Source organism: Parasphingorhabdus sp. (genome assembly GCF_965233695.1).
Lineage (GTDB): Bacteria > Pseudomonadota > Alphaproteobacteria > Sphingomonadales > Sphingomonadaceae > Parasphingorhabdus.
In genome coordinates this window covers 3193779-3219078 of record NZ_OZ247497.1, presented here as the reverse complement: position 1 = coordinate 3219078, position 25300 = coordinate 3193779, and the positions used below count along the sequence as shown (strand labels likewise).

Below are 25300 nucleotides of genomic sequence, written 5' to 3'. Positions count from 1 at the left end.
GGAGGTCGGCAAACAGATACAAGGATTTCCCGTTGCACAAACTGCTTGTCGTAACGAATGCAAATGAAAGTCAGCACAGCAACCGGATTACTGGCGCTCAATGACATCAACCTCTTTGACCCTATTGGTTGTACCGGATGACTATGCTCGGTAAAAACCCGTGTCCGTACGAAGTTATCGCGAGAGTCTGGCGTCCGCGACGCGCCTAGACACCACCGGCAAGTTCTCCATTTCGGATGACAGCACTAACAATTGCGTTCAAAAAGCACGTTGGATTTTATAAGAGTGCGCATTTCTGTCGCGCGCTGGGAAAGGCCAGCAATCACACAAATATTACGAAATTCAGTTGCAGTATATCAGTACTGTTGTTCGGGCACATGGAGCACCAGCCCGTCGAGCATCGGCTTCATCGGGATTTGGCAGGCAAGGCGGCTGTACTCGGTGGTGCCTTCAGCAAACTGTAGCAAGTCAGCCTCCATCCCGTCTTCCATAAGCCGGCCGACCTTGTCGATCCATTCGGGGTCGACATGGACGTGGCAGGTTGCGCAGGCGCACATCCCTCCGCAATCGCCGTCGATACCCGGCACGTCGTTGAACAATGCTGCTTCGCGCGCAGTTTCGCCTTCGTCGATCTCGACTGCCCGGCGCTCACCATCGCTAGCGACGAACGTTACCTTTACCATTTTTATCTCCGCAATTTTTCGGTTCGTATAATCAACGGGCGTGCAAACGCACCGGTAGTTTGGTGATTCCGCGCACTAGATTTGAAAACAGGCGCTCGGGTTCGCCGGTCACTTCGACCTTTGAGAAACGCTTGTGAATCTCTTCCCAGATGATGCGCAGTTGCAGTTCGGCGAGCCGGTTGCCCATGCAGCGATGGATGCCATAGCCGAAAGACAGGTGATGGCGTGGATTCTTGCGATCAATAATGAACTCGTCCGGCCGATCGATGACACTGTCGTCACGGTTGCCGGACAAATACCACATCACAACCTTGTCACCCTCCTTGATCTGCTTGCCGCCGATCTCCCAATCCTGGCGCGCAGTGCGGCGCATATGAGTCAATGGTGTCTGCCACCGGATAATTTCCGGCACCATGCTGGCAATAAGCGAAGGATCATTGTTCAACTTTTGATATTCGTCCGGGTTCTGATTAAGTGCCAGTACTCCGCCGCTGATCGAATTGCGCGTGGTATCGTTGCCACCCACGATGAGCAGAAGCAAGTTCCCCAAAAATTCCATGAAGGGCATGTCCTGTGTCGCAGGTGAATGCGCCATCATGGAGATCAGGTCGTTTTTCGGCTCCTCATTGATGCGCTGGTCCCAAAGCCCTTTGAAATACATTGCACACTCAATCAGTTCCTCGCGCCGTGCTTCATAGGACTCAACTATACCAGTTTCGGGCGCCGCCGTCGTAATATCCGACCAGCGCGTCAGCTTGCGCCTTTCCTCCCACGGGAAATCGAATAGTGTCGCGAGCGTCATAGTGGTCAATTCAACCGACACCTTGTCGACCCAGTCGATCTCTTCCCCAACCGGCAGCTCGTCGAGTATTTCGCTTGCCCGCTCGCGAATGACGGGTTCCAGCAATTGCAGGTTAGACGGCGCGACCGAAGGGGTCACGGCCTTGCGCTGCTGATCGTGTTTGGGCTGGTCCATGGCAATGAACATTTCTAGTTCCAGCCCGCCTTCGACCGAATGCATGTCCTGAATGGCAATGCCGCCAAGCTTCGCCTCGGAAGAGAACACCTTGTGATTGGTATCGACCGCCATAATGTCATCGAACTTGGTAATCGACCAGTACGGGCCAACAAAGCTATCGCGACAATAATGTACCGGCTCTTCCTTGCGGAGCCGGTCAAAGAACAATCCAATGGTGTCGTTCTGGAACAGGCTTGGCCGGGCAACGTCGATCTCTTCAATCGGAATTGTGGCAATCTTTTCTGCAGTATCCATTTCCATGACTTGGGTATTCATATCCTGCCTTTCCTGTTCCGCGATCAGGCTTGTCTTGGATCGACGGCATAGGAGTCCATGTTGGCTTGGTCAAGAAAGCTAATACTCTTTTACAACTTTTGGTCCTCCATGTAGATAATAATCGTTGACGTAGGGCATAAACTGCCTTTAAACCTTATAAGGCTTTAAACATGTGAGGCGAGACGCAACGATGCAACCGCAAGTGGAAACAGTGAAGAAAGCCAAGCGCGCGCTGTCCCTCGCCCAGAACATTGTGCGCGACATTGAGGCTGGGGCGCATTCTCCTGGTGACCGCCTGCCGAAGGAGGGCGAGATGCTGGCGCGCTACGAGGTTGCCCGCGCGACCTTGCGCGAAGCCTTACGCTTTCTGGAACTCCAGGGCGTGATCCACCTGCAACTTGGGCGCGGAGGCGGGCCAGTAGTGGCGCGCCCACAGACTGGTGATTTCGCCAACAGCCTGTCGCTGATCCTGCACTTCATGGAAGCGGATCTGCGCGGATTACTGGAATTGCGCGAGGCGATTGCACCCGATGTCGCTGCCTATGCTGCTTTGCGCGCGACAACGGGCGATCTAAGTGCCCTTGCCGATTGCTTCAAAGAACTGGAGCGCAATGAAGCCAGCGATAATTTCGAGGAATTGAATCGTCGTTTTCACGACCTGCTTGGCTGGGCAAGCGGCAATCCGCTCTTCGGCTTGCTAACCTCTGCGATGCATTTGCTGACCCGCGAATTTTCGAATTCGCTGGGATATTCGGCGCAAGAACGAGCAGTTCAACTAAGATTTCTGCGCAAGGTTCTTGAATCGGTGCGTACCGGCGACGAGAGCGCTGCGCGGCAGGCAATGAGCCGTCTCGTCTCCGGCTCGGCAGCCTATCTTGCAGAACGCAGCCCGGAACTGGTGTCCCAACGAGTCAAATGGGGGTCAATCTAGCAGTTTCAACAAACTGAACCGTGCCAGACGGCACCAAAAGGAGCGAAAGAAAAATGGCACTGAACAGCCGAGTTTGCGAAATGCTGGGGATCGAATACCCCATCCTTCTGGCGGGTATGGGCGGCGCAAGCGTCCCGGCCCTCGCCGCAGCGGTATCGAATGCTGGCGGACTGGGTGTGCTGGGCGCGGCGGCGTGTTCACCCGAGCAGCTACGTGACTGGATTCGCCAGACCCGCGAATTGACCGACAAGCCTTTCGGCGTCGATACGCTGCTGCCCGCGTCGGTCAGGCGCGGCTCAGCCCCGCAAAGCGGTGGTTCACCCGAAAACCCGATGGACCTGCTGGGCGAATACCAGCAATTCACTCAAGACTTTATGGAGCGCGAGGAGCTTCCCCAGGTCGACGCTGCAGCTGCCATGCGTGCGGCGGGAGCACCCGAAATGGGCAAAGGCGCACCACAGCTATTCTCGAAGGAATTTTTCGAGGCGCAGATGGAAGTGGTGATCGAAGAAAAGGTGCCCGTCTATGCTGCGGGCCTGGGCAATCCCGAGCCGTGGATGGACCGCCTGCACGCCAATGGAACCAAGGTCATGGCCGTGATCGGCAAGGTCAAGCATGCTGAGCAGGTGGTCAATTCGGGCATCGACATGATTGTGGCGCAGGGTCACGATGGTGGTGGTCACAATTCGCCAATCGGCACCATCTCACTGATCCCGCAAGTCGTCGATGCGGTGGGTGATCGTGTTCCCGTGCTCGGGGCCGGTGGTATTTCGGATGGCCGCGGCGTTGCTGCTGCAATGATGCTGGGCGCGGAAGGCGCGTGGATCGGTACGGCGTTTCTCGCGACCGAGGAAGCGGGCATCGAACATTTCCAGAAAGAAGCGATTACCGAAAGCGGCGATGCCGACACGGTGGTCAGCCGCTCTCTTACCGGTAAGCCTGCGCGCATGATTCGCAACAGATGGGCCGATGCCTGGGTTGAGGCAGGGAAGGAACCACTGCCCATGCCCTATCAGTCGATGATTTCCGGCCCCGTGATGGCTTCTGGCATCAAGGCACAGCGCAAGGACGTCATTCCCGGTTTCGCGGGCCAGGGAATCGGGCTAATCGACGCGATCCGTCCCGCCTCCGAGGTCATGCAGGATCTTGTCACGGGAGCCGAGAAAGCGCTTTCAGCCGCAACATCATATTCATGAACCGGATCGGAGATATTGCTGTGAAGGAAGAATCGCCATCGCCGCAAAAGGACGGACTGAACCACGACCTCAACGGCAAGCCACCCTCAGTATATCTGGGCGGGCATGATCCATTTCGGGAACTGGAGCGCGGGTTCCAGACCCACCGGCAAAACGAGATGCTGGCATGAGCAGCGCTGCGTCTATGAGTTTCAGCGATAAATCCGCCATTACCGGCGTTGGCGAAACCGCTTTCGTCAAAGGGGCTGAAAGTACCGCAGTGGGAATGATGCTGGAGGCATCGCGCCGAGCAATCGCCGATGCCGGACTAAAGCCGTCAGACATTGATGGCATGGTGCCGCCTCCAATCTACACTTCATCGGAGGAAATGGCTGCCAATCTGGGTATCGACGTACTGCGTTATGCATCGACAGTGCATATGGGCGGAGCAAGCCCGACCACGGCACTGCAGAATGCGGCCATGGCTGTTGCAAGCGGCCTGTGTGACCATGTCCTCGTGACGCTGGGCTGGAACGGATATTCGGCGCTCAGGCCGAAGCCCGGTGCCCCGCCGACGCGGTCGATGAACATGACAACGCTGACCAACACCATCAAAGGCTATTACATACCTTATGGCGTGTTTTTGCCGGTGCAAATGTATGCTTGGCTCGCGACCCGTCATTCGAAGCTTTACGGGGTCGGGCCCGACGCAATGGCGGCCGTCGCGCTGGCCTGCCGCCGCCATGCGCAGATGAACCCGCAGGCCTTTACCTATGGCCGCGAGCTGGATGCGGAAACCTATCACTCGGCGCGGTTGATTTCCGAACCTTTCCGCCTTTACGATTGCTGCCTGGAAACCGACGGCGCCTGCGCGGTTGTCATCTCGCGAATGGACCGGGCGAAAGACATGCCGCATGTCCCGGTTAGCATCGCTGGTGCCGCCGAAGGTCACCCCTATCCTGCTGACGACATCCCCTCACGGCCCGATCCGTTCAAGATTGGCTTGAGCTATGCCGCCCCGCGTGCCTTCGACATGGCGGGTGTCAAACGCGAGGACATGGACTTCCTGCAGATATATGACTGCTTCACCTATGTCGTGCTGTTGCAGCTTGAGGCACTGGGCTATTGTGAGCCGGGCGGACAGAGCGAATTTGTTGCCGGCGGGCAGATCGAGCTGGGCGGGCGCTATCCGGTCAACACCCATGGCGGGCTGCTGAGCGAGGCGCATGTCTGGGGTTTGAATCATGTGATCGAGGCGGTGCGTCAGTTGCGCCACGATTGCGGCGAGCGGCAGGTCGAAGGCGCACAGACTGGGCTGGTCACCGGCTGGGGCGATCTTGGCGATGGCAGTATTGCGATCCTGAGGAGGTTTGCATGACCGACGAGAAAGATATTCCACCCAAAATGCGTGCCTCGGCACAGCAAGTGCCGCCCAAGCCGCTACCGCGCCCACAGGATCCGGTAGAACAGGAATTCTGGGACCGGTGCCAGGATGGCAATCTGTATTTCCAGCGCTGCAGCGAATGCGACACCTTCCGCCACTTGCCCCGCTATATGTGCGCGAAATGCGGCTCACCCGAATTTTCGTGGGAGCAAAGCAGTGGCATGGGCACGCTGTTTTCCTGGACAATCACGCATCAGGCCCTCCACCCGGCTTTTGCCGGAGACATTCCGTTCATCGCCGCTGTTGTCGAACTGGATGAAGGCGTTCGTATGGCGACACGGCTGGTCGATTGCGACCACGACAAGTTGGAACTGGACCTGCCGGTAGAACTCGATTTCGAAACGATAAGCACGGATTTCCGCTTGCCGGTATTCCGACAACGCAAAGGATAGGCTGGACATGGATCTTGAATACGGACCCGAATATGATGCTTTCCGAGAGGAAGTGCGACAATTTCTCAACAGCCACGGTGATCGTGCGCCAGCCGGACAGGGCCGCGCCGCGCGCCCATCTACCGAAGCGGTCGAATGGCAGAAACTGCTTATCGAGCATGGCTATACCGCGCGCACGATCCCCAGGGAATATGGCGGCTACGGGGCCGAACCCGACATTCTAAAATCACGGATCATCGCGGAGGAATTCTCGCGCGCGGGCATTCCCGGCGGTCTCGCCAACCAAGGCATCTCCATGCTGGTCCCGACCCTGCTGGAGCTGGGGACCGAGGAACAGAAACGCCAATGGGTTGAGCCAACGCTAAAAGGCGAGGTCGTATGGTGTCAGGGCTATTCAGAACCGGGCGCGGGTTCGGATCTCGCCAGCCTGAAAACCAGCGCGCGGGTTGATAAAGGCGACTTCGTGATCAACGGCCAGAAGATCTGGACCAGCACGGCCAAGGAGGCGGACATGATTTTCTGCCTGGTCAGGACCGAAGCTGACGCGCCCAAGCATGGCGGGATTTCCTACCTTATCTTCTCGATGGATACGCCAGGGATCGAGGTACGTCCGCTCAAGACCATGACCGGTCACGCCGAATTTAACGAGACATTCTTCACCGACGTGCGGGTGCCGATGGACCAGATCGTCGGCCAGCGCGGTCAGGGCTGGTTCGTTGCAAATGCGACACTGGGTCACGAACGCGGAATGCTGGGCGATCCTGATGCGCTGGAAAACCGCTTTCATGCACTGGTCAAGCTAATGCAGGAAGAGCGTGTCGGCCAAGGCCGGGCAATCGACAATGCTGTGCTGCGCGACCGGCTGGCTGCACTTCAAGCCGAAGTTGCAGCGATGAAATATAACGGAATGCGTATCCTTTCGGACAATTTGAAGGGCGATCCCGGCGGCATGGCCAAGTTGATCGTCAAGCTGCAAAGTTGCGAGCTGGCGCATCAGATATCGGCTCTGGCGATTGATGCGATGGGTGAAATCGGCATTCTTTATCACGGTAGCACCCGCGAGCGTGAAGGCGGCGCGTGGCAATGGAATTATATGTTCCAGCTGGGCCTTATCATCGGCGGCGGTACCGCGCAGATTCAGAAGAACATCATCGCCGAACGCGGGCTCGACATGCCGCGCGAACCCAAGCTGGCCAAGCCGGCATCGGCGGACCAGAAAAAAGGAGCCGCCTGATGGATTTCGGACTTTCGCAAGACCAGAAAATGCTGCGCGATGCTGTCGCGCGATGCCTTTCCGGCACTTGCCCGCTCGATCATGTGCGTGAGTGCGCCGAGGGCGAGGCTTCCTACAGCGATAAGGTGCAGTCGGCACTGAGCGAACTGGGTATCACGGGAATGATGGTGCCCGAACAACATGGCGGCCTCGGTATGACCTTGCTCGACGCAGCCGTGGTGGCCGAACAGCTTGCCTATGCGGTCGCTCCGGTACCGTTTCTCGCCAGCCATGTGCTTGCACCCATCGCGCTGGCGCAGGCGGGCAGCAATCAACAGCAGGCTGAGTGGCTGCCAATAATCGCCAGCGGCGAAGCACGGATCGCCGTCGCCATTGCCGAGACAATCGAAGCACGCGACGGCGCGGGCGTAACCAGCAACGGCGGAAAGCTCGAGGGGACGGCGTTATTTGCGCTCGACTTTGCTGGCGCTGATGCGTTTCTGGTGGCTGATGCGACCGGGCGGCTGCACCTCGTGCCCGCCGATGCCGAAGGGCTGAAGAAAGTCCCGTTGACCACAATCGACCGAACCCGCAGCGTCGGTGAATTGCGCTTTGGGCAAGTTGCGGCAGAACCGCTGGCCGACGATGGCGGAGCAACTGCTGCACGGCTGCGCGATGCGGGGCGGGTGATTCTGGCGGCCGACAGCATAGGGGCAGGTCAGGCCATGATCGAAAAAGCGGTCGATTATGCGGGACAGCGCGAACAGTTCGGGCGGATCATTGGCAGCTTTCAGGCGGTCAAACATATGTGCGCGGAAATGGCCGCCCGGCACGAACCCTGCCGTTCGCTGGTGTGGCACGCGGCCCATACGTTCGATGCCGCGCCGGACGAAGCCTCACTCGCCGCGTGCCAAGCAAAATCGCACACCGGCGAAGTACATCGTTTTGTCGCGCGCACGTCCACCGAAGTGCATGGCGGGATGGGCTTTACCGACCTGCTGGGGCTACATTACTGGTTCAAGCGGATCGGTTTTGACCGTCAGATTTTGGGTGGGCCCGAAGCGGTGAGAACAGAAGCGGCAACGCTTCAGGGGTGGACCCGAGCAGCATGATTTAGGTAACAGCGGGGACGCGCGCGAGACAAGCGACGCCCCGACACGAGAGGAGATGGAAACATGATCGACTGGAACCTTGGTGACATTCTTGATGCTATTGAACCGGCCATGCCAAAGGATGCGCCGGCGCTGATCCATGGCGACCGGATCATTACATGGCCAGAAATGTCGGCCCGCTCGAATAATCTCGCCCGCAATCTGCGCGAACGCGGAGCCGGCGACGGGACGAAGGTGGCGTTCTACATGCGCAACCGCCCGGAATATGGCGAGCTGATGGCGGCCTGCTTCAAGGGGCGGCTCACCCATGTGAACATCAATTATCGCTACGTGCCCGAAGAAGTGTTCTACATTTTCGATGATTCCGACAGCGAGGTGATCGTCTACAGCTCTGAATTCCGCGACTGCATCCTTGAACTGAAGGACCGGCTTGAGAAGGTTCACACTTTTGTCGAGATCGGCGATCCGTCAGAAATTGCCTCTTTTGCCGTTCCTTATGAAGAGCTCGCCACGCAAGGGGACGGCTCGCCATTGGACATAGAGCGTTCGCCGAGTGATCTGTTGTTCATCTATACCGGCGGCACAACCGGCATGCCCAAGGGCGTGATGTGGCAGCACGACGATATGCGCAAAGCACAGCTCGATGCGCAAAAAATACTTGGTCCGGTGCCGCAGTCGCACGAGGAAAGTATCGCACTGATCGAAAGCGAGGGGCCGGGCCGCCGAACTCTCCCCTCCTGCCCGCTAATGCACGGCACGGGCCTTATCACCGGCATAGGCACGCTCATGTCGGGCGGTGCCATCGTCACGCTCGCCGACCCGTCATTCGATGCCGAGGAATTGTGGGACACGGTCGAGAAGCATAAGGTCGAAAGCATCGCCATCGTAGGCGACGCATTTGCCAAGCCGATGCTTCGCGCCCTCGACGAACATCCCGGTCGCTGGAATACTAGCAGCCTTGTGACAATCGTTTCTTCCGGCGTGATGTGGAGCAAAGAGGTCAAGGAAGGCCTGTGTAAGCACATTCCGCAAGTTGTTCTGATGGACAGTTTCGGTGCCTCCGAAGGGCTTGGATATGGCCTCGCCGTCACCACCGCGGAAGGCGGAACCAACACCGCCAAATTCGGCATTGGCGAATTCTGCGACGTGTTCGACGAGAACGACCAGAAGGTCGAACCGGGCAGCGGCGTACCCGGTTTTATCGCCCGCAAGGGTGCGATCCCGCTTGGCTATTACAAGGATCCTGAAAAATCCGCCCAGACTTTCAAGACAATCGACGGTGTGCGTTACTCGATCCCCGGCGATTGGTGCCGCGTGGAATCCGATGGCAGCCTGACCCTGCTCGGCAGGGGCAGCGTGTGCATCAACACCGCCGGTGAAAAGGTTTATCCCGAGGAAGTCGAAGAAGTGCTGAAAACCCACCCCGCCATCGCCGATGCGCTGGTGGTCGGCGTGCCGGACGAGAAATGGGGTCAAGCGGTAACCGCTGTTGTCCATCTCGACAAGCGGGGTGAATTCGATGAGCAAGCTGTAAAGGATCACGTCCGCCAGCAGTTGGCGGGATATAAAACGCCCAAGGCGATCTATCCCACCGACACGCCTTTGCGAGCCTCGAACGGCAAAGCGGATTACGCGACGGCAAAGAAGATTGCGGAAGGCGGTCAGACGGCAGCGTGACCGACATGGCCACTCCAGACCACGACGCGATAATCGTCGGTGCCGGTTTCAGCGGTATCTACCTGCTGCACAAATTGCGTGAAGCAGGGTTCAATGTCCTGCTGGTCGATGCCGCAGCCCAGCCGGGCGGTATCTGGTACTGGAACCGCTATCCCGGTGCGCGTGTGGATTCTCAGGTCCCGCTTTACGAATTCTCCCTTCCGGAAGTGTGGCAAACATGGTCCTGGAGCGAGCGTTTTCCCGGCTGGGAGGAGCTGCGCGCCTATTTCAACCATGTCTGCGACACGCTCGATCTTTGGCCGCTGATGCGTATGAGCACGAATGTCGATAGCGCGCGGTTCGATGAAGACAATTCGATCTGGCACTTGCAACTGGGCGGCGGCGACACCGTGTCGACGCGGTTTCTCCTGCCCGCTCTCGGCTTCGCTTCAAAGCCATATATCCCCGATATTTCCGGCCTTGAAAACTACGCGGGCGAATGGTGCCACACGGCACGTTGGCCGCAACAGGGAATCGATCTGGAAGGCCGCAAGATCGCCGTGATCGGCACCGGGGCCAGCGGCGTGCAGGTGGCACAGGAGGCCGCGAAATCAGCAAAGAATCTTACGCTGTTGCAGAGAACGCCGATCTTGGCGCTGCCCATGCAGCAGGAGAGGCTGACAGATCTGGCGCAGAAGCGTGAACAGAAAGATTACCCCGACATTTTCAATCGGCGCAAGCAGACGAGCGCCGGATTCGATTGCCAGTCGCTCGAAGTCTCGGCGCTGGAGGTCGACAAAGACGAACGTGATGCACATTTCGAGTATCTCTGGCAACGCGGCGGACTAAGGTTCTGGTATCACAATTTCGCAGACTTGCTCACAAACCGCGAAGCAAATCGCCACGCCTATGATTTCTGGCGTGACAAGGTCCGTGCACGGATTGCCGACCCTGCCCTCGCCGAAAAACTTGCCCCAATAGAGCCGCCCCATCCTTTTGGGACGAAGAGGCCGTCACTCGAGCAGGACTTTTACGAGATTTTCGGGCAGGACAATGTTGCGCTCGTCGATCTGAAGGAAACACCGATTGCGCGGATCAAAACGAACGCAATCGAAACCGCCACCGGTGAAATCGAATGCGATCTCATCGTCTTTGCGACCGGCTTCGATGCCGGACGCGGCGGACTGATTGACATGAATATAACCGGGCGCGGCGGGCTCGGTTTGGCACAGGCCTGGGACGATGGCTTGCGCGCCTATCTGGGTATGGCCGTAGCGGGCTTCCCAAACATGCTGTTTTCGTACGGTCCCCTACGCCCATCAGGTTTTGCGAACGGCCCGACGAGCGCTGAGATACAAGGCGACTGGATTTGCGACTTCATGGTTTGGCTGAGAGATAGCGACATCAAGCTCTTCGATGCCGAAACGCAGGCCGAACAGGGCTGGACCGAAATGGTCGCCCAAGCTGGTGCGATGACACTCTTTCCTGAAGCGGACTCCTGGTACATGGGTGCAAACATCCCGGGCAAGAAACGTCAGCTTATCAATTTCCCAAGCGTGTCCGGCTATGCCGTCGTATGCGACGACGTCGCGCAGAATGGCTATCGCGGCTTCGCCACAGTAAAATCCACTAACAAGGAACCGTTCGCGCAATGAATGAAATGACCCCTGTTGACAACCTTCCGGCTGATATCGATTCCTTATGGGCTGGTGATGGTTCGCACCTGCCCGAATGGTTCATAGCAGCACTGAAAGTGCCGCGCGAAGAAGCTTATGTAGAGATTTCCGGTGCCAAGGTGCACTATCTCCGCTGGGGCAGCCCCGAAAAGCCAAAATTGCTAATAACACACGGCTTTCTTGCACACGCCCGGTGCTTCGCCTTCATCGCCCCCTTCTTTGCGCAGGATTATGACGTCGTAGCCTTTGATCTGGCGGGCATGGGTGACAGCGAAATGCGCGGAGCAGCCGATACGGCTGCCCGTGGGCGGGAATTCACCGAGATTGCCGAGGCGCTGGACTTGTTCGCTGATGGGCACAAGCCGACAATTATCGCGCACAGTTTCGGTTCGGGTGCCGCGTTGACAGCCGTGACCCAGTCGCCCGATGTGTTCGCGGGATTGGTCGTATGCGATCTTATGATCATGCGTCCCGAATTGCTTGAAAAATACTGGAGCAGGGATCGGGCCAGCCCGGGATCGGGGAACCCGGACAAGCCCAACAAGCACTATCCCAGCTATGCAGCAGCACGCGAGAGATATATCCTGTCGCCGCCTCAGCCGGTCGAGGAGCCATTTCTTCTCGACTATATTGCGTATCATTCGCTGAAAAACGAAGGAGACAGTTGGACGTGGAAATTCTCGCCCGAGGTCTTCCGGAGGAGCAACAAGCCCGATGAGTGGCTGAACATGGGTAAACGCCTGGTACAGGCGCCAGGCCGCAAAGCAATCGTGCACGGCGGCAACAGCCTGCTCTTCTCCAATGATTCAGCAGAATACATCCGCGAATTAGGTGGAGACAATATTCCGATAATAGCCGTACCGGAAGCCCGCCACCATCTGATGCTCGATCAACCCTTGGCGTTTGTTGCAGCACTCCGAAGCATTCTTGCCCTGTGGGCGACGAACGCATAGCCGAAAGTTAGAAGTTCAGATTGATAAAGCGGCCATTACAGAATGCAAATTTTTCGGCCCGGGGGCATTTGCAGAAGAGCTAATGTGCAGTGCTCGCCGCTGTCGCTGAATCCGGCTCCAAACTTGCTGGCGGCTTCATCAGAAACGCAAATGGAGCACAAATAACGGTGAGGATCGTCATCAGCCAGAAATCGTCAAGATAGGCGATCATCAGTGCCTGCCGGTTTACCTCGGCATCAATGATCATCATCGCCTGCCCGCCATAATCACCAAAACGCTCCAGCGTGGTTGGACTGATTGGAGAGAGCTGTGCTTCTGTTACTTGCCCGGCTAGATCAGCATGGCTTGTCTGCCAGTTGCGCCCTAATATACCCACGAATGTGGCAATACCGATTGACGATCCGATTGTTCGGGCAAGGTTCATCAAGCTGGCCGCGTCCGTGCGATTTTTCATCGATATGGTGGAAAAGGCAAGGACATTCATCGAAACAAATACAGCGCCCATTCCAATTCCCTGCAGAAATCCGCTGATAATTATCGGCCAGCGCTCCATTTCGAGACTCCATCCGGTCATCATCCAGGTAGAGCAAGCACCAATTAGCAATCCCAACGATACGACAAACCGGGCATCAATGCTACGCGACAGTCGGCCTGCCAATCCCATGCTAATCATGAATCCCAGACCGCGCGGTGCCAGCAGAAACCCGGCTTCAAACGGTGGATAACCGTAAATATTCTGGAGCATGGGCGGTAACAGCGCCATCGTTGCAAACATCACCACGCCTGTAATAACAACAAGAAACATGGCAGTGGCGAGATTCCTGTTGAGGTACAGGTGTTTTGAGAGAAACGGGTTTTTGGCGGTGGCAGTATGAACGACATAAATCCACAACGCAGCTATGGCCAAACCGCACTCGATTATGATTTCCCAGCTTTCAAACCAGTCCTGATGGTTCCCGCGATCAAGCAGCAACTGCAACGACGCGACAAATAGTGCAAACATGGAAAAGCCGAACAGGTCAAATCGGCGGCGCGTAATCGGTCGCGACGGGAGTAATACCCAAAGCATGGTTACAACAATGATACCGATTGGAAGATTGATCAGGAAAATCCACTCCCAGCTAAAATTTTCGGTGATGTAGCCGCCAATCACCGGTCCCATTATCGGTGCGATCATCACCCCCATGCCCCAGATTGCCATCGCCTGCGGGTGTTTCTTTGGTGGATTGATATCGAGCATCACGGTTTGCGAGAGTGGCATGATAAAGGCGCCAGACATCCCCTGAATGACGCGATAGATTACCATTTGTTCGAGGTTGGTTGCTGTCGCGCAAAGCACTGATGACAGTGTAAATCCAACTATTGAAATGAGAAAAAGGTTCCGCGATCCAATACGATCCGCAAGCCATCCTGTTAACGGGATGGCCATCGCGGCAGCAAGGATATAACTGGTTAGCGTCCAGGTAACGGTATCCAAAGTAGCGCCGAGACCCGCCTGCATATGCGGAAGGGCGACGTTGGCGATTGTCGAATCCAGTATCTGCATGATGTTTGCCAGCATCACGACCATTATCAATAACGGCCGGTTATCGGCCTTTAGTGCCGGTTTGTCAGGATCGACTGCGGCTTCCATCGCCACGAATTATTCGGCGGAACTTTGTAGATCGACAGTGACTTCAACCGACAGGCCAGCGATTAATTGCCGGGACGGCTTGTCCAGAATTTCGATCCTAACCGGAATGCGCTGTGTCACTTTCACCCAATTTCCATTGGCATTTTGCGCCGGTAGAACAGAAAATTCGGAACCCGTTCCCGCACCGATACTTTCCACACGGCCCTTCAAGGTCAGTTCCGGATAGGCGTCGAAACTTATCTCCGCCTCTTGTCCGACTTTCATTTTGGCTAGATCCGTTTCCTTGAAGTTCGCCTCGACCCAGCTGTTTTGATCATCGACGATGGAGACTGCGGGCAGGCCTGAAACCATCATCTGGCCCATCTGCAAACGGTCCGATTGGGCGATGCGCCCCGATATCGGAGCAACCACACGGGTACGGTCGAGATTAAGCTGTGCCTGTTTTTTCGAGACTTTGGCATTGGCGACGTCCGGGTTCTCACCGGGAGCCGCCGGCCCGTTTGAAAGACGGGCTTTTTTGGCGATTACGTTGGCCTCGGCGGACCGCAGCTTGGCCCTGGCCCTGTCCACTGCATTTTGCGCTTCTTCCATTTTTGCACGGGTATTGAAACCGCGTTCCATCAACGCAGCCTGACGGTTGTAATTGGACATTGCAAAATCAATGTCTTTCCGGGCCACTTCAATATCCACGCCGCTAACCTGATAATCTGTCCGGAGATTTTGCACTTGCACCTGTGCAGCCGCAATTTGTGCATTGGCCTGTGATACCGCCAATTCAAACGGAACAGGGTCAATGGCAAAGAGCAGATCACCCTGTTTCACCAAACTGTTTTCGCGGACACCAACCTCGATAATTTTGCCGCCAATTTCTGGCGAAATGGAAACAATATTCTGCTGAACATAGGCATTGTCAGTGGAAGCGTAACGGCCGCTGGTTATCCAGTAATATGCGCCGAATGCCGCGAGGCCGAGAGGAACCGAGAGCATAATAAGCATGGTCAGCGAACGCCGAAAGAGTGAGCGTTTTACTTTGACGGCCTCTGTCTGGACCGGCTTGTCTTCGAGCGTATCTATATCGGGGTTGGGATTATCAGCCATTGGCTATATGCCGCCGGTCTGTGGCTTCTTCGTCAATGCGCTGGAACCTGCTGCGAACCTGATCAAGCAGATGATGCAATTGTTCCTGCTCAGCTTCCGAAATGCCGTCCATCGCTTCCTGCAACAATTCTTCACCTATCGGACGCAATTTATTGGTTATGGCAATCGCTTTTGGTGTCAGAAATAATTGCCAAGCCCGCCGATCGGTTGGATCGGGGCGACGCTCTATCAGCTCACTTTCCTGCAAACGGTCAACCATCCGGCAGACGGTCATCGCATCCAGTTCTAGTAACTCCGCAAGCCCGCCCTGATTAATACCCTCATTGCGTTTGAGCCAGGTCAACACTCGCCATTGCGGGCGGGTCACGCCAATTTCCTCGGCGCGTTCATCAAATGTGCGGCGGATCAGGCGAGAGATATCGCCAATAACAAATCCAATATTGTCGCTCATGACGGCAAACTAATAACAATCGTTATTATATGCAATGATTATCTATTTTCATAGCGATCGTAAATCGCAACCCCCGTTGCTGCCGGACTGATTTTATGCAGCCCATAGCTGGCAAATGACCAGGTGTTGATGCACCACGTTCGACGTGATTTCTGTCCAAAAGCGCATCCCCTTGGATGACGTAAACCAACCCGCGTAGCCAAGATAGCGTCCGTGCACAGCACCGATCGTTTCGCATTTAACTTTCGCAAAACCGGCTTGAGACAGTAGCCATTGCTTACTGATCTCTGATATTGTATGTAAGCATACAAAGAGAGGACAAGTGATGAGCGTAGCAACCCCGATCAAATCCAAAGCTGACTGGCGGGCATCTCAATGGCGCAAGGATGATAGCTGGATTTACCACCTGTCAGAAAGTCAGATAGCCGAGCTTGATGCCGCGCTGACCCATGCCAAGGGCAAAGGTCTGACAGGCATTGCTATTAAGCGGGATGATTTTCCACTGCCGAGCTTGGGGCCTGTTCTAGACGAATTGGCCGAAGAGCTCGTGAACGGTCGCGGTTTCTTTCTCATACGCGGCTTTCCTGCACTGGACTATTCGAAGGAAGATGCCAGTTCGGTTTTTTGGGGCATGGGCAACTATATTGGAAGCCCGTGGCCGCAGAATGCACGCGGAGATGTGCTGGGCGACGTGCGTGATACTGGTCGCAGCATTCTCGATCCGACAGTGCGCGGGTATCAGACGAATATACGTCTACCATTCCATACGGACGGTTCGGACCTGGTCGGCCTGATGTGCTTGCGCACTTCAAAAACCGGGGGGCTGAGTTCGATTGTCAGTTCGGTTGCCTGCCATAACGAATTGGCTCGTTCGCGCCCGGAATTGTGTGAAAGACATTACAGCCCCTTCGCCTATGATTGGCGCGGTGAAGAAAAGCCGGGGTCGACGCCCTATTACGAAATGCCGACGTTCACCCGGCACGACGGCCGTCTGTTCAACCGCTATATCCGCGGTTTCATCGATAGCGCACAGCGGTTCGAAGAGTTACCTCGCCTTTCGGCAACCGACATTAAAGCGCTTGATGCGCTTGATGCTTTGACCGTCGATCCTGATTTCCGGCTAGATATGGAACTGCAACCCGGCGATGTGCAATTCGTCAACAACTACGTGATCTTTCATTCGCGCACTGCTTATGAGGATTACGAAGAAGAGGATCGCAAACGGCACCTGAAACGGCTTTGGCTCTCGACGGACAAATATGAATCCCGGCCGGACAGTTTTACCAATCGGGGCTACGATCAAAGCTGGTGGTCGCAGCAGGCGGAAAAACGGCGCTCAGAAGACGCTGCCTGATTCCCGTTATCCATTTTTCTTTCCGTACAAGGTCAGGAAACGCGAATCTGCAATTCTTCTATTCCCCTGAAAAACGGAAGTTGGCGCCAAATGATCTCGTCTTGCGCCAGTTCTATGGTATCATAACGATCGAGCAGTCTTTCCAAGACCCTTCGGGCTTCTATCCGCGCAAGCGGTGCGCCAATACATAAATGTTGACCGCCGCCGAAAGCCACATGGGCTTTCTTCGGTCTAGTGATGTCGAACTGATCGGGCTCTTCGAATATATCCGGATCGCGGTTGGCACTGTGCAGCGAGCAGAATACGGTCTGGGTACCTTTCATTGGGCAGCCTGCCACTTCGCTATCGTTCGGCAATGTCCGTGAGGTCGATGCAACCGGAGATTCAAAGCGCAATATCTCGTCCACGGCAGGTCCGGTCAGGCTGCGGTCGGAGCGCAGTTTCTGGAGCTGCAAAGGATGGGTAAGCAACAGCCACAGGCCGTTGCCGATCAGATCAGTGGTGGTGAGATTGCCACCGATTAGCAGACCTGCAAGATTGGTTAGCAATTCCGCATTGCTCATCTCACCACCGTTTTTCTGGTGCGCCGCCATGTCAGATATCAGGTCATCGCATGGCTCTCTGCGCCGCTTTTCAAGCAATTCCCCAAAATAATGCCGTAGAGCCTCATTACCGGCCTCCATTTGAGCGGTTTGTTCAGCCGTGCGGACAGGGTTAAGCGAAAGGATAGCGGCCTCCGACCAATTGCGGAATTCACCAAGCCGACTCTCATCGACGCCCAATATATGCGCGATTACCAATATCGGCACGGGAACCGCCACGTCTTTCATCAAGTCAAAAGTACCGTTGGCAGGGCAAGAGTCGATGACCGAGTCGATCAACTCCTCTATTTCGGTTTTCATGGACTGGATGCGTTTATACAGGGCCTTGGCAAGCGGCTTGCGAACGCGCGAATGGTCAGGATCGTCCATGAATAGGATGCTCTGCGGTCCTTCCCCATCATTCAACTGCGCAAAACGCCGACTTATCGAACCCTCTTCAGCAGCGTGCGGACTGCGGAGCATGGTCGTATCGTTTACGAGGCCGCGAACGTCGTCATACCGGCTAATCATCCAGACTTTGGTCGCATCATCACGCATGGCAGGCGCAGTCTCACGCAGGTTTTTCAACTTGCGGTGAGGATTCTCGCGCGCTTCGTCATTGAAGGCGGTCAGTTCGATAATGTTTCCTTTGGCGGGTTCTGACAAAACGCTCTCTCCTAATTCATATTCACCCGGGTTTTTGTCGGCTTGAGGCATTTTGTAGGAAAGCATACAAAATGCAATAGGGTTGTTAATTGTGCAAAAATGATAAAGGTCCTTGGCGACGACATTGTTGCATGACCGGAGGAAAGATGACGGCGGTAGGTAAAGAAGATATGGGAGCCGCTGCGGTTCAGCAGGCAGGTCAGATCGAATTCAGCTTTCTGTTGGGGGATGTGACCCGTAAATTGCGACGGGCCTATGACAAGGAAATGCAACAACTGGGCCTAACAAGGGCGCAGTGGCAAGTGCTTGTCCGCGTATTGATAATTGGTTCGCCTACCCAGACAGAACTGGCCGATTCCCTTGATATTGGCCGCGCTTCGGCTGGAAATTTGATCCGGCAGCTTGAAGAAAAAGGGTATATCAAGCGATATGATGACGAGGATGACCAGCGTGTGAGACGGGTCATCGCCAGCAAGCGTGCGATCGCTTCGTCCGAAAAAATGACGCAGATCGGGAGCGATGTCGCTAGCCGGGCTTTTGCTGGCATCGCAGAGGATGAGCTGGCTGTCGCGGCTCAGGTCTTGGGGTCTATCCGTCGCAATGTCGCCAATCTTTGAGGGCCGCTTATTCCTTACCCGTTTCGCCTGCGCAATTCTGCCAGATTGGCTTCATGGTCATCGCGGCTGATCGAATAGGCCGATATGCATCCCAGCATGGCGAGCCAAAGCCCGAATATCACCGGGATATAATACCAGCCAATCCCATTGATAGCAGCCTGTGACACATCTTCGGGCTGTGCGCCTTCGGGAAATGCGGCGAGCGAGAGAATGAGCGCCACCATCATCCCGCCTAAGCCCAAGGTGCATTTGCGCGAAAAACTGATCGCTGCAAAAAAGACGCCTTCCGACCGGCGGCCCGTCTTCAATTCGCTTTGTTCGACGATGTCGGCAATCATCGACGACATCAAAATCTGGGCAGCGATAATAAGGGCTATATCGACTGTCTGGAAAATGAGGATGAAATAGAAAAGAGCATCATCCCCGTTTTGCGGGAGCAGATCCATGAAGCGCAGAAAATAGGGCAAGGGAGTCATGATCATTGCGATGCCGCCAGTGATCAAGGCACCGCTTTTCTTCCCGATAATACGCGACATGACTTGCGACAGGATCAACGCGGCAACGCATGACACGAACAGGGCCAACTGTATGCGTGACACTTCCTCAGGCGAAAAGCCCCAGAAGAATCCCATCAAATAGTGATTGAGCCCAGCCGACACGCCTGTCGCTGCCGATCCGAACAGGACTGCGGCGAACAGAACCAGAAATGAGCGGTTCGCAAGGGTTTCGAAAATCTCGCCGAAGATTTTTCTCGCCGTCCTGTGCTCTGGCGGTGGCGGCGATTTCATATAAGGAATTCTATGATGTGTCGCGATGCTGGAAACCAACACGCCCAAAAGGATCAGCGATGAAGCGACAAAGCCATAGGTGCGGTATCCTTCCACATTGAAATAGCCGTTGCTAACCGTTTCGGTCGGGACGAGAAAAAACGCGAGCGCAATGACGGACATCGAAGCGCCGCCCAGCCATCCGAAGAAATACCGATAGGCCATAATGTCGGTACGTTTGTCGTAATTGTCGGACAGTTCCGGGACCATCGCGGTGCTAGGAACCTGGTAAAAGGTAATGAACGTTCTCGTCAGCACGGCCAGTATCAGGAGATAGGCAAACAGTCCCCCCTGACTGAGCCCTTCCGGCGGAGTCCACACGAAGTAATATGCTACGACCAGCGGAATGACCGAGGCATACATAAACGGATGCCGCCTGCCCCATCGGGAGCGGAAATTGTCGGAAAAATATCCGACCAGCGGATCGCTAAGAGCGTCGAGGATTAGAGCTAGAAAAATAGCCAGTCCGGCAAGGCCAGCATCCAGTCCCATCACCGCGCTGTAGAAGAACATCAAAAAATAGTTGTAGCCTTGGTCTTTCACGCCGTTGGCGACAGCGCCAAATCCGTAGGCCAGTTTGGTTCCCAGACCCAGCGGCGGAATGTCGCTGGGTGCCTGGCCGGATGTGGTTGCCACCGGAACTGATGCGGCAGGGTCGGCAGTCACCACCTCGCGGCCTGATTTCTCTGACTGATCGTCCATCAACGCCAAATCCTCCCACTATGTCTCCATCGCTAAAAGAGCAGATTGTATGGAAGCATACAAGTGAAAGCCGCAAAACCCTCCCCCAAACCACTTTCAATCGGCCCAATACTGGATGTGACCATCAACGCTCGGGTTGAGATTGCGTCAGACCTATTAATAACCTCTAAAACGAAGGCGGCTAGGCCCCACGACGGTCGCAAGCCCTGTGCCGATCAGCGCGATTGCCTGCCCCACGAGCAAGTGGCGGTAAGCAACATTGGATAGAATCGAGAACACGTCAGACCACGCGCTTGAGCTCGGTGTAGGCGCCATCTGTTCTCAGCGTCACGGTGACGGTCCCGCCAGAGCGGTTGCGCCAAAACCAGCCATGATTGCCGTCAAATGCGGCGACGAGCGTGCCGTTCTCGCCGGTGGATTCCCTGCCTTTGCCATAGCCGTGATAGGATATGCCCGGGGCATCGGCATGAATGTCATAATTGACGTGTCCGCCCTCAACTGACCAATCGAAGTCGGTCCGAGCGCCATCGGCCATGGTAACCTTGATCTCTGCCCCTTCGCCCGGGGCAAGCGTAATGGTAGTCACGTCGCTACGCGTATCGCCGTCGGTTGCTGGCGCGGGCTGCTCGGTCGACGCAGACGCTGGCGCGGCGGTTACTTCTTGGTTGGCAGAACTATCCATCGCCGCGTCGGCTGCGGCCTCTTCAGCGAGCTGCATCTTGATCTCACCCATCTGGGTCAATCCCAAGGTGCGGCCGATACCGGTCGGGTCAATCGCATACTCGCTCGGCAAAATGACCGTAACCAGAATGGCACCGGCGGAGACAGCCGCGATCGCGGTTGCGCGCAGCAATTGCCCCGTGGTGGGGAGATCGGCGGGGTCGGGGTGCTGTGAATTAAACATGGCAGATTTTCCTTTGTCCTAGTTGGCCGCGTAACCGGCAAGCTGGAAGCCGACGAGCATGAAGCCCGCGGCCATCAAAACGGTATTGGCGGCAAAAGCATGGCGCATGAAACTTTCCGTTTTGCGCCAGAAGCCCATCAGGATGAGAATTGCGGCGAGCGCCAGCAGCTGGCCCAGCTCCACCCCGATATTGAACGCGATGAGATTGACAATCAGGCCGTCCTCGGCGATCTCGAACTCGAGAATTTTGGTCGCTAAACCGAAGCCGTGAAAGAAACCAAAGATGAGTGTCGCAGCCTTGGTGTTCGGCTGAAAGCCGAACCATCGCTGGAAGGCGCCGAGGTTGTCGAGCGCCTTGTACACGACCGAAAGGCCGATGATCGCGTCGATAATGTAGGCGTTGGCGCTGATCCCGGTCAGAACACCGAACAGCAGCGTGGTCGAATGGCCGATGGCGAATAGCGTCACATAGATGCCGATGTCCTTCATCCGGTAAAGGAAGAAGATGACGCCGAACAGAAACAGGAGATGGTCGTAGCCGGTAACCATATGCTTGGCGCCGAGATAGACGAAAGGCCAGAAAAGCACCCCGCTGCTCTCCTGAATATAGCCCTTGTCGCCTTCCGCGACGTTGTGCGCCCACGCCTCGCCCGCCGCGCACAGCAGCAATAGTGTAATTGCCAGAGCAGCCAAAAAGTGCCGGGAGAGGCCGGGCGGTTTCAGTATCGCCAAATGCGGCATGAAAGAACTCCTTTCGTAGTGTCTAAATGATCGTCAGGCGGTAGGGACCCGCCCGGGCTTCGGCCGTCTCTATTTGATCGTCATCAGGCTGCTTTTTGCGGCGGTGAACCAGCAGATAAAGCGCCGGCAGCAGCAGCAGCGTGAGGATGGTCGAGGAAATGATCCCGCCGATCACCACGGTTGCGAGCGGGCGCTGGACTTCCGAACCCGCACCCACATTGATCGCCATCGGCACAAAGCCCAGCGATGCTACCAGCGCGGTCATCAGCACCGGACGCAGGCGAGTCAGCGCGCCGTGACGAATGGCCTCGAGCAGGTGCTCACCCCGTTGCCTCAGATCATTGATGAAAGTCAGCATGACCACGCCGTTGAGCACCGCCACGCCGGACAGCGCGATGAAACCCACCCCCGCGGATATCGAGAACGGAATGTCCCGTAGCATAAGCGCCGCAACCCCGCCGGTCAGGGCCAGCGGCACGCCGGTGAACACGATGCCTGCGTCCCGCCACGATTTGAACAATGTGTAGAGCAGACCGAAGATCAGCAGCAGCACCAATGGCACCACAATCGACAGCCGGGTGGCCGCCGATTGCAGCTGTTCGAAGGTACCGCCATATTCGACATAATAGCCACTGGGCAGCTCGACCTGATTGTCCACCCTGGCTTGGAGGTCGTCGATAAAGCTACCGAGATCGCGGTCGCGAACGTTGGCGGTGATCACTGCGCGCCGCTTGCCATTCTCCCGGCTGACCTGATTGGGTCCGGCAGCGAGCGAGATCTCCGCCAGCTCCTCCAGCGGCACCGTGCCGCCATTCACCAGCGGAACCGGCAGATTGCCCAACCCATCAAGATCGGTTCGCAAATCCTCGGGCAGGCGGACGACGACCGAGAAACGCCGGTCGCCGTCGAATATCTGCCCCGCCTGCTGGCCGCCAGTGGCGGTGGCGACGATGTCCTGCACCGTCGCCATGCTTACCCCGTAGCTTGCCAACATGCCGCGGTCCGGAACAATTGAAAGCACGGGCAGACCTGTGACCTGCTCAAGCTTCACGTCCGCCGCGCCCGGAACGCTGCCAACGATTTCTTCGAGTTCCTCTCCGCTGGCGATCAACTGATCGAGATCATCGCCGAACAGCTTGACCGCGACATCGGCCCGAACCCCGGCAATAAGCTCGTTCATCCGCATCTGGACTGGCTGGGTGAACTCGTAATTGTTGCCGGGGATCAGTTCGACCGCTGCATTGAGCTCCGCGACCAATTCTTCGCGCGACTTCCTCGGATCAGGCCAATCATCACGCGACTTCAGCATGATGAAATTGTCGGCGACGGACGGCGGCATCGGATCGGTTGCAACATCAGGAGTGCCGATCTTGGCGAACACCCGCTCGACTTCAGGAAACTGTCTGATACGTTTCTCCAACGCTTCCTGCATCTGAATCGATTGTGAAAGGCTTGTCCCAGGTATGCGCAGCGCGTGCATCGCGATATCGCCCTCATCAAGTTGCGGAATGAACTCAGAGCCCAGCCGCGTCGCTCCAAGCCCTGCCAGAGCAACCAGGATCACTGCAGCTGCGACGAAGGGCTTGGGCTTCGCCAAAACTTTATCGAGCGCAGGCGCATAACGGGTTGAAATCCAGCGCATGACGCGGTTTTCTTTCTCCTCTACCTTGCCCGTTACGAACAACGCGATAGCTGCCGGAACCAGTGTCAGCGAAAGGATCATCGCGGCTGTCAGGGCGAGCACCACGGTGATCGCCATCGGGTGAAAAGTCTTGCCCTCGATGCCTTCGAGCGCAAAGATCGGCAGATAGACCGCTGTAATGATGATGATACCGAAGATGCTCGGGCGGATCACTTCGGCACTGGCCGATGCGACGAGGCCGAAGCGTTCGTCGCGGTCGAGCAGCCGCCCGAGTTGCTGCTGTCGTTCACCGAGCCGCCTGAGACAGTTTTCGACGATGATCACCGCACCATCGACGATGAGGCCGAAATCGAGAGCGCCCAGACTCATGAGATTGGCCGAGGTCCGTGTGGCTAGCATCCCTGAAAGGGTCATCAGCATGGCGACCGGAATAACGGCTGCAGTAATGAGCGCCGCGCGGAAATTCCCTAATAGCAGGAATAGGACCACAACTACCAACAGTGCTCCCTCTGCGAGGTTCTTCTGGACGGTCTCGATTGTCCGTTCGACCAATTCAGTGCGATCGTAAAGCGGATGGGCAACAATTCCTTCTGGCAGCGTAGCGGTAATCTGTTCCAGCCTATCGGCGGTGGCCTGAGCCACTACACGCGGGTTTTCACCGGTCAGCATCAGAACCGTGCCTAGCACTATCTCTCGCCCGTTTTCGGTCGCCGCGCCTGACCGCAATTCAGAGCCAATCGAGATTTCCGCGACGTCGGACACCCGGATGGGAACGCCGCCGCGGGTCGCTATGATAATATTACCGAGATCGCCCTCGCCCGCAGCCTGACCCGGCACGCGGATCAGGATCTGTTCGCCCCCGCGCTCGACATAGCCTGCGCCGCGATTGGCGTTGTTGTCTTCCAAGGCCGTGACGACATCGGATAGCGATAATTTGATCGCAGCGAGCCGCATCGGGTCAGGCGTGACGTGATATTGCCGTTCGTAACCGCCCACCGTGTTGACCTCCGCAACACCAGGAATGGTGCGGAGCTGAGGGCGCACGGTCCAGTCGGACAGCGTCCGCAGATCAGTCGGCGTCCACTCGCTGCCGTCGGGCTTTCGCGCGCCAGGTTCGGGCTCAATCGCGAACATGAAGATCTCGCCGAGGCCCGTGGCGATCGGCCCCATCTGCGGTTCTATGCCACCGGGCAGTTGCGACTTCACCTGCTGGATTCGCTCGTTGATCAGCTGGCGGGCGAAGTAAATGTCGGTTCCGTCCTCGAATACGACAGTCACCTGGCTAAGACCATAGCGCGAGATCGAGCGCGTGTAGTCGAGGTTGGGAATACCCGCGATTGCGGTTTCAATTGGGAAGGTGATGCGCTGCTCGGATTCGAGCGGTGAATAGCCTTCAGCCTCGGTGTTGATCTGGACCTGGACATTGGTGATGTCCGGCACTGCATCAATGGGCAAACGCAGCGCGCTCCACGCGCCAAGCGCGCAAAGAATGCCTACGATTGCAAGTACAAGCCAGCGTTGGCGGATGGAAAGTCCAATTATACGTTCAAGCATG

22 protein-coding genes are annotated in these 25300 nt (G+C 56.5%); 12 read left to right on the top strand and 10 right to left on the bottom strand.

The window, feature by feature from the left end; all coding sequences use genetic code 11:
• Positions 1 to 356: 356 nt before the first annotated feature.
• Together ACO6S1_RS15295 and ACO6S1_RS15290 are read right to left on the bottom strand one after the other, a co-directional pair.
• Positions 357 to 683, bottom strand: a complete 327-nt coding sequence (locus tag ACO6S1_RS15295; RefSeq protein WP_066740678.1) for a 2Fe-2S iron-sulfur cluster-binding protein — start codon at positions 681 to 683, stop codon at positions 357 to 359.
• 31 nt (positions 684 to 714) lie between these two features.
• Positions 715 to 1977 (bottom strand): cytochrome P450, encoded by a 1263-nt coding sequence (locus ACO6S1_RS15290; RefSeq protein WP_066740677.1) that lies wholly within the window; start codon positions 1975 to 1977, stop codon positions 715 to 717.
• A gap of 190 nt (positions 1978 to 2167) precedes the next feature.
• Here ACO6S1_RS15290 and ACO6S1_RS15285 point away from each other — a divergent pair, with 190 nt between their 5' ends.
• The 10 genes from ACO6S1_RS15285 (at position 2168) to ACO6S1_RS15240 (ending at position 12529) form a co-directional block, all read left to right on the top strand.
• Positions 2168 to 2908 (top strand): FadR/GntR family transcriptional regulator, encoded by a 741-nt coding sequence (locus ACO6S1_RS15285; protein ID WP_066740676.1) that lies wholly within the window; start codon positions 2168 to 2170, stop codon positions 2906 to 2908.
• 20 nt (positions 2909 to 2928) lie between these two features.
• The gene (locus ACO6S1_RS15280) at positions 2929 to 4104 is read left to right on the top strand and encodes an NAD(P)H-dependent flavin oxidoreductase (protein ID WP_422343445.1); all 1176 of its coding nucleotides are present in this window, start codon (positions 2929 to 2931) and stop codon (positions 4102 to 4104) included.
• Positions 4101 to 4274 (top strand): hypothetical protein, encoded by a 174-nt coding sequence (locus ACO6S1_RS15275; RefSeq protein ID WP_161486506.1) that lies wholly within the window; start codon positions 4101 to 4103, stop codon positions 4272 to 4274. The genes ACO6S1_RS15280 and ACO6S1_RS15275 overlap by 4 nt, the downstream gene beginning before the upstream one ends.
• Positions 4271 to 5461, top strand: coding sequence for a thiolase C-terminal domain-containing protein (locus ACO6S1_RS15270; RefSeq protein ID WP_422343444.1), 1191 nt, complete (start codon positions 4271 to 4273; stop codon positions 5459 to 5461). The genes ACO6S1_RS15275 and ACO6S1_RS15270 overlap by 4 nt, the downstream gene beginning before the upstream one ends.
• Entirely contained in the window at positions 5458 to 5919 is a 462-nt protein-coding gene (locus ACO6S1_RS15265; RefSeq protein ID WP_066740673.1) for a Zn-ribbon domain-containing OB-fold protein, read from the top strand. Before ACO6S1_RS15270 ends, ACO6S1_RS15265 begins: the two co-directional genes overlap by 4 nt.
• Positions 5920 to 5926: 7 nt before the next feature.
• On the top strand, positions 5927 to 7153 hold the full coding sequence (locus ACO6S1_RS15260) for an acyl-CoA dehydrogenase family protein (protein ID WP_066740671.1): 1227 nt from the start codon (positions 5927 to 5929) through the stop codon (positions 7151 to 7153).
• Complete coding sequence (locus ACO6S1_RS15255) at positions 7153 to 8244, top strand: acyl-CoA dehydrogenase family protein (RefSeq protein ID WP_066740670.1); 1092 nt, start codon at positions 7153 to 7155, stop codon at positions 8242 to 8244. The genes ACO6S1_RS15260 and ACO6S1_RS15255 overlap by 1 nt, the downstream gene beginning before the upstream one ends.
• Positions 8245 to 8307: 63 nt before the next feature.
• On the top strand, positions 8308 to 9921 hold the full coding sequence (locus tag ACO6S1_RS15250) for an acyl-CoA synthetase (RefSeq protein ID WP_066740668.1): 1614 nt from the start codon (positions 8308 to 8310) through the stop codon (positions 9919 to 9921).
• A 5-nt stretch (positions 9922 to 9926) separates the two neighbouring features.
• A complete protein-coding gene (locus tag ACO6S1_RS15245) occupies positions 9927 to 11555 on the top strand; it encodes a flavin-containing monooxygenase (protein ID WP_422346207.1) in 1629 nt (542 codons plus the stop codon).
• Positions 11552 to 12529, top strand: coding sequence for an alpha/beta fold hydrolase (locus ACO6S1_RS15240; protein ID WP_066740666.1), 978 nt, complete (start codon positions 11552 to 11554; stop codon positions 12527 to 12529). Before ACO6S1_RS15245 ends, ACO6S1_RS15240 begins: the two co-directional genes overlap by 4 nt.
• A 79-nt stretch (positions 12530 to 12608) precedes the next feature.
• On the opposite strand, the gene ACO6S1_RS15235 is transcribed toward ACO6S1_RS15240, so the two are convergent.
• The 3 genes from ACO6S1_RS15235 to ACO6S1_RS15225 are packed head-to-tail and all read right to left on the bottom strand — an operon-like array spanning position 12609 to position 15711.
• Positions 12609 to 14162, bottom strand: a complete 1554-nt coding sequence (locus ACO6S1_RS15235; RefSeq protein WP_066740664.1) for a DHA2 family efflux MFS transporter permease subunit — start codon at positions 14160 to 14162, stop codon at positions 12609 to 12611.
• Between the two features lie 9 nt (positions 14163 to 14171).
• Entirely contained in the window at positions 14172 to 15260 is a 1089-nt protein-coding gene (locus ACO6S1_RS15230) for an HlyD family secretion protein (protein ID WP_066740663.1), read from the bottom strand.
• A complete protein-coding gene (locus ACO6S1_RS15225) occupies positions 15253 to 15711 on the bottom strand; it encodes a MarR family winged helix-turn-helix transcriptional regulator (protein WP_422343443.1) in 459 nt (152 codons plus the stop codon). The genes ACO6S1_RS15230 and ACO6S1_RS15225 overlap by 8 nt, the downstream gene beginning before the upstream one ends.
• Before the next feature lie 325 nt (positions 15712 to 16036).
• On the opposite strand from ACO6S1_RS15225, the gene ACO6S1_RS15220 reads away from it, so the two are divergent.
• A complete protein-coding gene (locus tag ACO6S1_RS15220; RefSeq protein ID WP_066740660.1) occupies positions 16037 to 17065 on the top strand; it encodes a TauD/TfdA family dioxygenase in 1029 nt (342 codons plus the stop codon).
• Between the two features lie 32 nt (positions 17066 to 17097).
• On the opposite strand, the gene ACO6S1_RS15215 is transcribed toward ACO6S1_RS15220, so the two are convergent.
• Positions 17098 to 18312 carry a cytochrome P450 gene (locus tag ACO6S1_RS15215; RefSeq protein WP_161486505.1) on the bottom strand — a complete coding sequence of 405 codons (1215 nt, stop codon included), beginning with the start codon at positions 18310 to 18312 and terminating at the stop codon, positions 17098 to 17100.
• 146 nt (positions 18313 to 18458) lie between these two features.
• Between ACO6S1_RS15215 and ACO6S1_RS15210 the strand changes: the two genes are divergently transcribed.
• The gene (locus ACO6S1_RS15210; RefSeq protein ID WP_161486504.1) at positions 18459 to 18929 is read left to right on the top strand and encodes a MarR family transcriptional regulator; all 471 of its coding nucleotides are present in this window, start codon (positions 18459 to 18461) and stop codon (positions 18927 to 18929) included.
• Positions 18930 to 18943: 14 nt separating this feature from the next.
• Here ACO6S1_RS15210 and ACO6S1_RS15205 read toward each other — a convergent pair whose 3' ends face one another.
• The 4 genes from ACO6S1_RS15205 to ACO6S1_RS15190 all read right to left on the bottom strand — a co-directional run bounded on the left by ACO6S1_RS15205 (position 18944) and on the right by ACO6S1_RS15190 (position 25299).
• On the bottom strand, positions 18944 to 20458 hold the full coding sequence (locus tag ACO6S1_RS15205; RefSeq protein WP_082896513.1) for an MFS transporter: 1515 nt from the start codon (positions 20456 to 20458) through the stop codon (positions 18944 to 18946).
• A 280-nt stretch (positions 20459 to 20738) separates the two neighbouring features.
• Positions 20739 to 21362, bottom strand: a complete 624-nt coding sequence (locus ACO6S1_RS15200; protein WP_422343442.1) for a transmembrane anchor protein — start codon at positions 21360 to 21362, stop codon at positions 20739 to 20741.
• 18 nt (positions 21363 to 21380) lie between these two features.
• A complete protein-coding gene (locus tag ACO6S1_RS15195; RefSeq protein WP_066740651.1) occupies positions 21381 to 22103 on the bottom strand; it encodes a HupE/UreJ family protein in 723 nt (240 codons plus the stop codon).
• A gap of 22 nt (positions 22104 to 22125) precedes the next feature.
• A complete protein-coding gene (locus tag ACO6S1_RS15190) occupies positions 22126 to 25299 on the bottom strand; it encodes an efflux RND transporter permease subunit (protein WP_066740649.1) in 3174 nt (1057 codons plus the stop codon).
• Between the last annotated feature and the right edge of the window lies 1 nt (position 25300).